General features: G+C 62.0%; 12 protein-coding genes. 8 read left to right on the forward strand and 4 right to left on the reverse strand.

What is annotated here, in order from left to right; genetic code table 11:
- Positions 1-11 precede the first annotated feature (11 nt).
- Positions 12-1,706, reverse strand: a complete 1,695-nt coding sequence (locus AC0SZ7_RS26790) for a lactate permease LctP family transporter (protein ID WP_475507204.1) — start codon at positions 1,704-1,706, stop codon at positions 12-14.
- Positions 1,707-1,865: 159 nt separating this feature from the next.
- Between AC0SZ7_RS26790 and AC0SZ7_RS26795 the strand changes: the two genes are divergently transcribed.
- A complete protein-coding gene (locus AC0SZ7_RS26795; RefSeq protein ID WP_475507205.1) occupies positions 1,866-2,633 on the forward strand; it encodes a GntR family transcriptional regulator in 768 nt (255 codons plus the stop codon).
- A gap of 109 nt (positions 2,634-2,742) precedes the next feature.
- On the opposite strand, the gene smpB is transcribed toward AC0SZ7_RS26795, so the two are convergent.
- A complete protein-coding gene (smpB, locus tag AC0SZ7_RS26800; RefSeq protein ID WP_008373856.1) occupies positions 2,743-3,225 on the reverse strand; it encodes an SsrA-binding protein SmpB in 483 nt (160 codons plus the stop codon).
- 153 nt (positions 3,226-3,378) lie between these two features.
- On the opposite strand from smpB, the gene AC0SZ7_RS26805 reads away from it, so the two are divergent.
- Together AC0SZ7_RS26805 and AC0SZ7_RS26810 are read left to right on the forward strand one after the other, a co-directional pair.
- Complete coding sequence (locus AC0SZ7_RS26805) at positions 3,379-3,813, forward strand: type II toxin-antitoxin system RatA family toxin (RefSeq protein ID WP_475507206.1); 435 nt, start codon at positions 3,379-3,381, stop codon at positions 3,811-3,813.
- On the forward strand, positions 3,806-4,117 hold the full coding sequence (locus AC0SZ7_RS26810) for an RnfH family protein (protein WP_475507207.1): 312 nt from the start codon (positions 3,806-3,808) through the stop codon (positions 4,115-4,117). The genes AC0SZ7_RS26805 and AC0SZ7_RS26810 overlap by 8 nt, the downstream gene beginning before the upstream one ends.
- A 46-nt stretch (positions 4,118-4,163) precedes the next feature.
- On the opposite strand, the gene AC0SZ7_RS26815 is transcribed toward AC0SZ7_RS26810, so the two are convergent.
- Complete coding sequence (locus AC0SZ7_RS26815) at positions 4,164-4,688, reverse strand: outer membrane protein assembly factor BamE (protein ID WP_475507208.1); 525 nt, start codon at positions 4,686-4,688, stop codon at positions 4,164-4,166.
- Positions 4,689-4,786: 98 nt separating this feature from the next.
- Here AC0SZ7_RS26815 and fur point away from each other — a divergent pair, with 98 nt between their 5' ends.
- Positions 4,787-5,191 carry a ferric iron uptake transcriptional regulator gene (gene fur, locus AC0SZ7_RS26820; protein ID WP_475507227.1) on the forward strand — a complete coding sequence of 135 codons (405 nt, stop codon included), beginning with the start codon at positions 4,787-4,789 and terminating at the stop codon, positions 5,189-5,191.
- A 99-nt stretch (positions 5,192-5,290) separates the two neighbouring features.
- On the opposite strand, the gene recN is transcribed toward fur, so the two are convergent.
- On the reverse strand, positions 5,291-6,967 hold the full coding sequence (gene recN / locus AC0SZ7_RS26825; protein WP_475507209.1) for a DNA repair protein RecN: 1,677 nt from the start codon (positions 6,965-6,967) through the stop codon (positions 5,291-5,293).
- A gap of 230 nt (positions 6,968-7,197) precedes the next feature.
- Between recN and grpE the strand changes: the two genes are divergently transcribed.
- From grpE to dapB, 4 genes are all read left to right on the forward strand, one after another.
- The gene (gene grpE / locus AC0SZ7_RS26830; protein ID WP_475507210.1) at positions 7,198-7,758 is read left to right on the forward strand and encodes a nucleotide exchange factor GrpE; all 561 of its coding nucleotides are present in this window, start codon (positions 7,198-7,200) and stop codon (positions 7,756-7,758) included.
- A 127-nt stretch (positions 7,759-7,885) separates the two neighbouring features.
- On the forward strand, positions 7,886-9,805 hold the full coding sequence (gene dnaK, locus AC0SZ7_RS26835) for a molecular chaperone DnaK (protein WP_475507211.1): 1,920 nt from the start codon (positions 7,886-7,888) through the stop codon (positions 9,803-9,805).
- A 188-nt stretch (positions 9,806-9,993) separates the two neighbouring features.
- Complete coding sequence (dnaJ, locus tag AC0SZ7_RS26840) at positions 9,994-11,124, forward strand: molecular chaperone DnaJ (protein WP_416422393.1); 1,131 nt, start codon at positions 9,994-9,996, stop codon at positions 11,122-11,124.
- Positions 11,125-11,134: 10 nt separating this feature from the next.
- Positions 11,135-11,941: a 4-hydroxy-tetrahydrodipicolinate reductase gene (gene dapB, locus AC0SZ7_RS26845; protein WP_475507212.1), complete on the forward strand. Its 807-nt coding sequence runs from the start codon at positions 11,135-11,137 to the stop codon at positions 11,939-11,941.
- Positions 11,942-11,949: the final 8 nt, after the last annotated feature.

An 11,949-nucleotide genomic window follows, 5' to 3' on the forward strand; every position in this document is an offset into this window, starting at 1 on the left:
GGTGTGTTGCGTCAATGCACCAGCATGCCGGTGAACCAGTAGGCCTGGGCCAGGGTGATCAGGCCGACGATGGTGGCGAAGAACAGGCTGTGCTTTAGGGTGAAGCGGAACAGGTCCGACTCCTTGCCCACCAGCCCGGTGGCGGCGCAGGCGACGGCGATGGATTGCGGCGAGATCATCTTGCCGGTCACGCCGCCGCTGGTGTTGGCGGCTACCAGCAGGGTGTCGCTGACGTTGATCTGGTGCGCGGTGGTGGCCTGCAACGAGCTGAACAGCGCGTTGGAGGAGGTGTCGGAACCGGTCAGGAACACCCCCAGCCAGCCCAGGAACGGCGAGAAGAACGGGAACGCTGCGCCGGTGCCTGCCAGTACCAACGCCATGGTCGACGACATGCCCGAGTAGTTGGTGACGAAGGCGAAGGCCAGCACCATGCCGATGGACAGGATGGGCCAACGCAGCTCGTACAGGGTTTCAAAGAAAGTGGTAAGACCAATCTTCGCCTTGATCTTCAACACGGCCATGGAGACCAGTGCGGCGAGGAAAATGGCGGTGCCGGTGGCGGCGATCGGGTCCAGTTTGAACACGGCAGCAATAGGTGTGGGCGTGGCGGCAATCGGCGCCATCTTGATCACCAGCTGGTCCAGGTGCGGGATGGCGAAGTTGAACACCGTCGAGTACATGGCGCCGCCGGCGGCGAACAGGGCCTTGAAGGGTTTCAGGGTCCAGATGGTCACCAGCACGGTGAGGATCAGAAACGGCGACCAGGCCTTGAAAATCTCGCCCAAGCTGTAGGGTGATGCCAGCTGGGTGCGCGGCTTGCCGAAGCCGCCGACGCTGGCCACCACTGCGGCGCCACCGGCGGTACCGGCAATGTGGTCGCCGGCGCTGCGGTGCGGTTGCCAGACTTTCAGGAACAGCGTCAGGGCGACCAGGCTGACCAGCGCCGAGGTGATGTCGGGCAGTTCCGGGCCGATGAAGTTGGAGGTGAAGTACTGGGTGATGGCGAAGCTGGCGCCGGCCACCAGGGCGGCTGGCCAGGTTTCGCGCACGCCACGCATGCCGTCCATCATGAACACCAGCCAGAACGGCACGAACACTGACAGCAGCGGCAGTTGGCGGCCGGCCATGGCGCCGATCTTGAAGGCGTCGATGCCCGTGACCTGGCCGGCGACGATAATCGGAATGCCCAGGGCGCCGAACGCGACCGGCGCGGTGTTGGCGATCAGGCACAGGCCGGCGGCGTACAGCGGGTTGAAGCCCAGGCCTACCAGCAATGCTGCGGTGATGGCCACGGGCGCGCCGAAACCGGCAGCGCCTTCCAGGAACGCCCCGAAGCAGAAGCCGATCAGCAGCACCTGCAGGCGCTGGTCGTCGGTGATGGACAGCACCGAGCTGCGGATGATTTCGAACTGGCCGCTTTTCACCGTCAGCTTGTAGAGGAATACCGCCGCGACGATGATCCAGGCGATGGGCCACAGGCCGTAGAGGAAGCCGTAGCCGGCAGCCGCCAGGGCCATGTCGGCGGGCATGCCGAAGGCGAATATCGCCACCAGCACCGCCAGTGCCAAGGTGATGCTGCCGGCCACGTGGCCTTTCAGGCGCAGCACGGCCAGGGCGAGGAAGAAGAACACGATCGGGATGACGGCGGCGAGGGCGGATAAACCGAGGCTGCCGAGTGGGCTGTAGAGTTGTTGCCAGGTCTGCATGTGGGGTGGCCCCTAATTGTTGTTGGTCAGGCACTTGATCTGGTAAATTGGTAATACCAATTTACAGCTCATGTGTGCTAGATTAGAGGCCCTGCTGTCAGTGTGTCAATTTGTCACCCTGAAACTTTGGTCGCAGTTGGATGAGTGGTGAGGTGTTTCATGGCGTTTGATCAGGTGCGGCAGCGCCGACTGTCCGACGATATCGTCGAGCGGCTGGAAGGGATGATTCTGGAGGGCACTCTGCGTGCGGGTGAGCGGCTGCCTGCCGAAAGGGCGTTGGCCGAGCAGTTCGGCGTGTCACGGCCGTCGTTGCGCGAGGCCATCCAGAAGCTGGTGGCCAAGGGCATGCTGATGAGCCGGCAGGGTGGTGGTAACTATGTAGTGGAATCGCTGGGGTCGACGTTCAGCGACCCGTTGATGCAGCTGCTGGAAAGCAACCCCGAGTCCCAGCGCGATTTGCTGGAGTTTCGCCACACCCTGGAGGCGTCCTGCGCGTTTTACGCGGCCAAGCGTGCGACCGAGCTGGACCGCGAGCGCCTGAAAGTGGCGTTCGATGCGCTGCTGGACTGTTATTCGCGGGAGGACGAGGTGACCCGGGCCGAGGAGGGCGCGGCCGACGCCAATTTCCACCTGGCCATTGCCGAGGCCAGCCACAATGCGGTGTTGCTGCACACCATTCGCGGGCTGTTCGATTTGCTCAAGCGCAACGTGGTGATCAACATTGGCGGCATGTACCAGCAGCGCAGCGAAACCCGCGACATGCTGATCAGCCAGCACCGCGAGCTGTACCAGGCCATTATCGAGGGGCGTGCCGAAGACGCCCGGGAGGTCTCCAGCCGGCATATCCTGTATGTGCAGGAAGTGCTGGATGAAGTCAGGCAGCAGGTGCAGCGCGTGGCGCGGGCGGAGCGGCGCAAGGGGCTGTAAACCGCCCTCGTAGCAGCTGCCGAAGGCTGCGTCACCACCCGCGCGATACACCTGATGCTCGCGCGGCGGCCGTGACGCGGCCTGTGGCCGCTGCTACGGGTGGTGTTGGTTACTCGTCCTTGCCCTTGGTGCGCACGGCGCGGTGCAGTTCGCGGTCGGAATCGCGCTCGCGCTCGGTATGGCGCTTGTCGTATTCCTTCTTGCCCTTGCCCAGCGCGATCTCGCACTTGATCAGGTGCTGCTTCCAGTACATGGACAGCGCCACGCACGCATAGCCTTTCTGTTGCACCAGGGTGAACAGTTTTTCCAGCTCGCGCTTGTTCAGCAGCAGTTTACGGGTACGAACCGGGTCAGCGATGACGTGTGTGCTAGCCGCGGTCAAGGGCGTGATATGGCTGCCCAGCAGCCAGGCTTCGCCATCCTTGAGCAGGACGTAGCTGTCGATCAACTGCGCCTTGCCGGCACGCAGACTTTTTACTTCCCAACCGGACAGGACCAGACCGGCCTCGAACTTGTGCTCGATGAAGTAATCGTGTCGCGCCTTCTTGTTCTGCGCGATAGTCCCTTCGGGGTGTTTCTTTTGTTTGGCCATAGGGGGCGCATTATAGGCAGTCGCGGCGTTGTCGGCTACGGTGAAGCTACGTGCTTGAGCCCGTGCGGTGAATCCCGGACAATGCGCGATCTTTTTTGATCACCTGGGCCTGGTTGCTGTCGACTGATAGGCACCGGAGGAAATGACGCACTCATGACTACTCATATCCAACGTTCGGCCTTGCTGCCATACCCTGCGCAGGCCTTGTATGACCTGGTCAACGATGTGGCGAACTACCCCGAGTTCCTGCCGTGGTGTTCGGCCAGCACCATCCTGGAAAGCACCGACACCTTGATGCGCGCCAGCCTGGGCGTGGCGAAAGGCGGGCTTTCGCAGAAATTTGTCACACGAAATGTGCTGGTGCCGGGCAAGTCCATCGAAATGAATCTTGAAGAAGGCCCGTTCACCCAGTTGCATGGCCTGTGGGTGTTCAAGCCGTTGGGCGAGAAGGCCTGCAAGATCAGCCTCGACATGTCTTTCGACTACGCCGGCTCCATTGTGCGCGCCACCCTGGGGCCGCTGTTCAACCAGGCGGCCAATACCATGGTGGACGCCTTCTGCCAGCGCGCCAAGCAGCTGTATGGCTGACGCTTTGGTCGAGGTGGAGGTGGTGTTTGCCGCTGCCGGCCGCCAGGTGTTGCTGACGGTGCAGGTGCCCACTGGCACCTCAGTGCGTGAGGCGGTGCAGCGCTCGGGCATTGCCGCGCAGTTTCCCGACCATGATGTGCTGGCCTGCCCCATGGGCATTTTCGGCAAGGTGGTGGCGGATGTGGAGCGTGCGGTAGAGGCGGGCGACCGCGTCGAGATCTACCGGCCGCTGATCGCCGACCCGAAAGAGGTGCGACGGATGCGCGCAGCCAAGGCAGCGGAGGCGAAATTACGCAACGCGTGAATAAAAAAAGCCCCGGCATTGGCCGGGGCTTTTTTGTACCAACCGTTTACTGCGGGTTGGCTTCGATCGGGGTCGGCGTAGGCACCGGCACCACTTTCACGTCGTCGACGCTGCGCTGGATCTGGTCCAGGGTAGAACCCGGCTTGACCGGCGCTTCCTTGGCAGGCTGCGGAGCGTTGTCTACCGGCGCGGCAGGCGTTGCAGCCGGGGTGCCGAGGATAGTCTGGTCCTTGCTGACGCCCGGCATGAAGTCGCCGGACAGGCTGGCCAGTTGATCGTTCTCGTTAAAGAAAACGCTCATCCGTTCCTGCTGGCGTTCGCCGCCACCTGGTTGGATACTGTAGAGGTAATCCCAGCGATTGGCGTGAAACGTATCGACAAGCAGAGGGTTGCCCATGATAAACCGTACTTGCCGGCGGGTCATTCCCGGACGCAACTGGTCTATCATGTCCTGCGTGACGACATTGCCCTGCTGGATGTCGATTTTGTAAACCCCGGGGAATGAACAACCGGCGAGTGCGAGCAGTCCCACGAAGGTGAGGCTGAATAGCAAGTGCTTGGTGTTTTGCATCGGTGGGCGACTTCCACTATCTTGGCTGGGACAACGTAAACCCCGATCATACCCGCATTAAGAGAAGCTGCGAAGCAGCATCGGCGAGAAAGCTGACCATGGTTGAAAATAGCGAGTTACGAAAAGCCGGCCTCAAGGTGACCCTGCCTCGAGTCAAGATCCTGCAAATGCTTGACGCTGCAGAACAACGCCACATGAGCGCCGAGGATGTCTACAAGGCACTGATGGAAGCAGGCGAAGATGTGGGCCTGGCCACGGTTTACCGTGTACTGACCCAATTCGAAGCCGCTTCCCTGGTGGTACGCCATAACTTTGATGGCGGCCATGCGGTGTTCGAGCTGGCAGACAACGGCCACCACGACCATATGGTCGACGCGGACAGCGGTGAGGTCATCGAGTTTGTCGACGAGGAAATCGAGAAACTGCAACACGCCATCGCGGCGCGTCATGGTTATGAGTTGGTTGACCATAACCTGGTACTGCACGTACGCAAGAAGAAGTAATCGACCTGCGTGACGGACGAAGGCGGCCTTAGGGCCGCCTTTGTGCTTTGTGGGGGAGTGGTGGGACGCGGCCTGCGGCCGCTGCTACGGGGATGGGGGTTAACCGCAGCGCGCGGTGACTACCATTTTCTTGGCGTGGGCCAGGGATTCCTTGGTCAGGTCGATGCCGCCCAGCATCCGCGCCACCTCTTCCACACGCTCTCCTTTATTAAGGTTGGCGACCGCCGTGCGGGTTTCGTCGCTGCCGCGCATCTTGTGCACGAACAGGTGGTGGTGGCCTTGCGCTGCTACTTGCGGCAAGTGCGTGACGGTCAGCACCTGGCCGCGCTCGCCCAGGCGGCGCAGCAGTTGGCCGACGATTTCCGCAGTAGGGCCGCCGATGCCCACGTCCACTTCGTCGAATACTAGTGTGGGCACCCGTGAGGTTTGCGCGGTGATCACCTGGATGGCCAGGCTGATGCGTGACAGTTCACCGCCCGAGGCCACTTTGGCCAACGACTTGAGCGGCTGGCCAGGGTTGGCGCTGACCAGCAGTTCCACCTGTTCCAGGCCGTGGGGCAGTAGGTCGTCACCGGCGTACGGCCGCAGCTCGATGGTGAAGCGCCCGCCCGGCATGCCCAGGCGCTGGATTTCCACCTCTACCGCCGCCGCCAGCTGGGTGGCGGCTTGCGCGCGCAGGCCGCTGAGCTCGCGTGCGTGTTCCTGGTAATGACGGGCGTAGGCTTTCAGCTCGTCGGCCAGGCGCTCGATGGACTCGTCGTTGGCGTTCAGGGTCTCGATTTCGTCCAGCAGCTTCTGTTGCAGCGCCGCCACTTCGGTGGGGTGGATGCGGTGTTTGCGCGCCAGGGTATAGATGGTGTCCAGGCGTTCTTCGAGTTGCTGCAGGCGCGCCGGGTCGGCGTCGAAGTGATCGAGGAAGCGGTTCAGCTCGCCCACCGCTTCTTCCACCTGGATCTGTGCGCTGGACAGCATGCTGGCGGCCTCGCCCAGGGCGCGCGGGGCGTTGTGCACCGCGGTCAGGCGGTTGAGGCTGGCGGTGAGCGCGCTGAGCACGTTGCCTGAGTCGTTCTCGCTGCAATGGTCGATGACCTGGCGGCAGATGCCGAACAGCGCCTCGGCGTTGGTCAGGTTCTTGTGTTCCTGTTCCAGCAGCTCCAGTTCGTTGTCGCCCAGGTTGAGATTTTCCAGCTCTTCCAGCTGGTAGCTGAGCAGCTGGTGGCGCGCGCGCTGCTCGTCGCCGGAATTGGACAGGCGGTCGAGCTCCTGGCGGGTCTGGCGCCACTTCTGCGCGGCCAGTTGCACCTGGCGGGCCAGGTCGGTGGCGCCGGCGTATTCGTCCAGCAGGCGGCGGTGGGTGTCGGTCTTCAGCAGCGACTGGTGTTCGTGCTGGCTGTGAATGTCGATGAGCAGTTCGCCCAGCGCCTTCAGGTCGCCCAGCGGGCAGGGCGTGCCGTTGATGTAGCCGCGCGAACGGCCTTCGGCGGTGATGACCCGGCGCAGGATGCACGGGCTGTTGTTGTCCAGGTCGCGCTCGGCCAGCCAGGTGCGTGCCTCGGGAATGTCGCCCAGGTCGAAGGTGGCGAGGATGTCGGCCTTGTCGGCGCCCGGTCGAACTACGCCGCTGTCGGCGCGGTCACCTAGGGTAAGCCCCAGTGCGTCGAGCATGATGGATTTGCCCGCGCCGGTTTCGCCGGTGATCACGCTCATGCCGCGTGCGAGCTCCAGGTCGAGGTGTTCGACGATGGCGTAGTTGTGTACGGATAGGTGCACCAGCATGGGGCTGCTCCCGGGCTAAAAGGTCTGGTTATTTATACAGTGTTTTTAATTGCCCTGACAATGCCCTCGCTTAGCACCATTGGCTTGCCTGGCGGTTTTTTTAATCGCCAGCGGTGATTTGCCAATGTGCATGCGGCAACACAATTGCCCTTGAAGCTCAGATTTGCGACCCCATATAGCGGGCAGAAGCGCGAGTCGAACTCGCAGACGAAATTGAAAGGAGAACCCTTATGGCTGACGAACAGACTCTGGACGAACAGAACCTCGATGCAAACCAGGCGGGTGAAGCTGGCGACCTTGCTGCACGGGTAAAAACCCTGGAAGAGCAACTGGCCGCGGCCCAGGACCAGTCCCTGCGCGTGGCTGCCGACCTGCAGAACGTCCGTCGCCGTGCCGACCAGGACGTGGAGAAGGCGCACAAGTTCGCGCTGGAAAAATTTGCCGCCGACCTGCTGCCGATCATGGACAGCCTGGAGCGTGGCGTTGAACTGAGCAGCGCCGATGACGAAGCCGTACGCCCGATGCGCGAAGGCATGCAGCTGACCCTGAAAATGTTCGAGGACACCCTCAAGCGTTACAACCTGGAAGCCATCGACCCGCACGGCCAGCCGTTCAACGCCGAGCACCACCAGGCCATGGCCATGCAGGAAAGCGCTGATGTCGAGCCAAACAGCGTGCTGAAAGTGTTCCAGAAGGGCTACCAGCTCAACGGTCGCCTGCTGCGCCCGGCCATGGTCGTGGTCAGCAAGGCTCCGGCGCCGGTGTCGCCGTCGATCGACGAGCAGGCGTGAAACTTCTGTTAATGGGTGGCCTTGAAATTCCTCCAAGGGCCCCCATTTTGATGTCAAGCGTTTAAGTGCTACCGCAGACAGCCACTACTGCTGCGGCATCCAAATCCAAAGTTTCGGGAGAGTTAACATGGGCAAGATTATCGGCATCGACCTGGGGACCACCAACTCCTGCGTCTCCATTCTGGAAAACGGCAAGGCCAAGGTCATCGAGAACGCTGAAGGCGCTCGTACCACCCCATCGATCATCGCTTACGCCAATGACGGCGAAATCCTGGTTGGCCAGTCGGCCAAGCGCCAGGCCGTTACCAACCCGCACAACACCCTGTACGCGGTCAAGCGTCTGATCGGCCGTCGTTTCGACGAAGAAGTCGTGCAGAAAGACATCCAGATGGTCCCTTACAAGATCGTCAAGGCTGACAACAGCGATGCCTGGGTGGAAGTGAACGGCCAGAAAATGGCACCGCCACAGATTTCCGCTGAAATCCTGAAGAAAATGAAGAAAACCGCCGAAGATTACCTCGGCGAGGCAGTGACTGAAGCGGTCATCACCGTGCCTGCCTACTTCAACGACAGCCAGCGCCAGGCTACCAAGGATGCCGGTCGCATCGCGGGCCTGGACGTAAAACGCATCATCAACGAACCCACCGCGGCTGCACTGGCCTACGGCATGGACAAGGCCAAGGGCGACCACACCGTGATCGTCTACGACCTGGGCGGCGGTACCTTCGACGTGTCGGTCATCGAGATCGCTGAAGTCGACGGCGAGCACCAGTTCGAAGTACTGGCCACCAACGGCGACACCTTCCTGGGTGGTGAAGACTTCGACATCCGCCTGATCGACTACCTCGTCGACGAGTTCAAGAAAGAAAGCGGCATGAACCTGAAAGGTGACCCGCTGGCCATGCAGCGCCTGAAAGAAGCCGCTGAAAAAGCCAAGATCGAGCTGTCGTCCAGCCAGCAGACCGACGTGAACCTGCCGTACATCACTGCAGACGCCACCGGTCCCAAGCACCTGAACGTGAAAATCTCGCGTGCCAAGCTGGAATCGCTGGTTGAAGACCTGGTTCAGCGCACCATCGAGCCTTGCCGCATCGCCCTGAAAGACGCCGGTATCGACGTTGGTTCGATCAACGACGTGATCCTGGTCGGCGGCCAGACCCGTATGCCACTGGTTCAGAAAGCCGTTACCGACTTCTTCGGCAAAGAAGCCCGCAAGGACGTCAACCCTGACGAAGCCGTTGCCATGGGTGCTGCCATCCAGGGCGCCGTTCTGGCCGGTGACGTGAAGGACGTACTGCTGCTGGACGTCAGCCCGCTGACCCTGGGTATCGAAACCATGGGTGGCGTGATGACCGCGCTGATCGAGAAAAACACCACGATTCCTACCAAGAAATCGCAAGTGTTCTCGACTGCCGACGACAACCAGAGCGCCGTGACCATTCACGTGCTGCAGGGTGAGCGCAAGCAAGCCGCGCAGAACAAGTCGCTGGGCAAGTTCGACCTGGCCGAGATCCCGCCAGCACCACGCGGTGTTCCACAGATCGAGGTTACCTTCGACATCGACGCCAACGGCATCCTGCACGTAGGCGCGAAAGACAAGGCTACCGGCAAGACCCAGTCGATCGTGATCAAGGCCAACTCCGGTCTGTCTGACGAAGAAATTCAACAGATGATCCGTGACGCCGAAGCGAACTCGGAAGAAGACCGCAAGTTCGAAGAACTGGCCGCTGCCCGCAACCAGGGTGACGCGCTGGTGCACTCGACTCGCAAAATGATCACCGACGCCGGTGACAAGGTCACTGCCGAAGAGAAAACCGCTATCGAAGCGGCCGTGGTTGCCCTGGAAGCCGCCGTTAAAGGCGACGACAAGGCTGCCATCGACGCCAAGGTTGAAGAGCTGTCGAAAGTCAGCGCGCCGGTTGCCCAGAAAATGTACGCCGAACAGGCCGAACAGCCTGCAGGCGCGGCAGCCCAGCCTGCTGAAGAAGCCGGCAAGCACGACGACGTCGTCGACGCCGAGTTCGAAGAAGTCAAAGACCACAAGTAATTACTGCTTGTTGTCGGCCAGTTGACTGCCGTTTGGCAGTCGCTGGTAGGATGTCGCCGCGCGGGGGCTTGCTCCCGCGTTGGCGTGTCTGGAATAGACGAATTTTTACAGCATGCGACTGACTCGGATGCTGTCGGCACGGTCGGAGGCTTTCCTGCGCTCCGGCGTCCTGATGAGACAATAGAACTATGTCAAAGCGTGACTATTACGAGGTTCTAGGGGTCGAGCGTGGCTCCAGCGAAGCCGATCTGAAAAAGGCTTATCGCCGCCTGGCGATGAAGCACCACCCGGACCGTAACCCGGGCGACAAAGCGTCGGAAGACATGTTCAAGGAGGCCAACGAGGCCTACGAAGTGCTGTCCGACTCAAGCAAACGCGCAGCCTACGACCAGTACGGCCATGCCGGCGTCGACCCAAGCATGGGTGGCGGTGGTGGCTTCGGCGGCGGCGGTGCCAACTTCTCCGATATCTTCGGTGACGTGTTCAGCGATTTCTTCGGTGGCGGCGGCCGTGGCGGCTCCCGTGGTGGCGCCCAGCGTGGCAGCGACCTGCGCTATACCCTCGAATTGAACCTGGAAGAGGCCGTGCGCGGCACCACCGTCAGCATTCGCGTGCCGACCCTGGTGAACTGCAAGCCGTGCGACGGTTCGGGTGCCAAGAAAGGCTCCGCGCCGGTCACCTGCCCAACCTGTGGCGGTATCGGCCAGGTACGCATGCAGCAAGGCTTCTTCTCGGTGCAGCAGACCTGCCCGCGCTGCCATGGCCAAGGCAAGATCATTTCCGACCCGTGCGAATCCTGCCGTGGCGAAGGCCGCGTGGAAGAGTACAAGACCCTGTCGGTGAAAGTGCCGGCTGGCGTTGACACCGGTGACCGCATCCGCCTGTCCGGCGAAGGCGAGGCCGGCACCCAGGGTGGCCCGACCGGCGACCTGTACGTGGTGATCAACGTGCGCGAGCACGATATCTTCCAGCGCGACGGCAAGCACCTGTACTGCGAAGTGCCGATCAGCTACACGGAGGCAGCGCTGGGTGGCGAGCTGGAAGTGCCGACCCTGGACGGCCGCGTGAAGCTGAAAATCCCGGAAGGTACCCAGACCGGCAAGCAGTTCCGCCTGCGTGGCAAGGGCGTGGCCCCTGTACGTGGTGGTGGCGCCGGCGACCTGATGTGCCGCGTGGCGGTAGAGACCCCGGTCAACCTCAGTCGTCGTCAGCGTGAGCTGCTGGAAGAGTTCCGTTCCACCCTGGAAGGCGACAGCTCGCATTCGCCAAAAGCCAGCGGCTGGTTTGAAGGCGTGAAGCGCTTCTTCGGCGATTTGTAAGGAATCAGGCATGAGACGTATTGCGGTGATGGGCGCTGCCGGGCGCATGGGCAAGAACCTGGTCGAGGCCGTGCAGCAGCGCGCGCCGCTGACCGGCCTGACCGCGGCGATTGTTCGCCCGGGTAGCACGATGATTGGCGCCGACGCCGGCGAGCTGGCTTCGCTGGGCCGCATCGGCGTGCAGTTGACCGGCAACCTCGAGCAGGTGGCAGATGAATTCGATGTGCTCATCGACTTCACCCTGCCGGACGTGATGCTGAAAAACCTGGCCTTCTGCCGCAAGGCGGGCAAGGCCATGGTCATCGGCACCACCGGCCTCAACGCCGAGCAGAAATTGCTGCTGGCCGAGGCGGGCAAGGAGATCCCGATCGTCTTCGCCTCCAATTTCAGTGTTGGCGTGAACCTGTCGTTCAAGCTGCTGGACCTGGCAGCGCGAGTGATGGGCGAGGATGCCGACATCGAGATCATCGAAGCTCATCACCGCAACAAGGTCGACGCGCCTTCGGGCACGGCCGTGAGCATGGGTGAAGTGGTGGCCAGGGCATTGGGCCGCGACCTGTCGAAGGTGGCGGTGTATGGCCGTGAAGGCCACACCGGCGTGCGTGAGCGCGACACCATTGGTTTCGCCACCGTGCGTGGCGGCGACGTGGTGGGCGACCACACCGTGCTGTTTGCCGCCGAAGGCGAGCGCCTGGAGATCACCCACAAGGCCTCCAGCCGCATGACCTTCGCCAAGGGCGCCGTTCGCGCCGCCCTGTGGCTGGATGGCAAGGCTGCTGGCCTGTATGACATGCAAGATGTGCTGGACCTGCATTGATCTTTCAC

The sequence above is a fragment of the Pseudomonas sp. JC1203 genome, assembly GCF_056175065.1.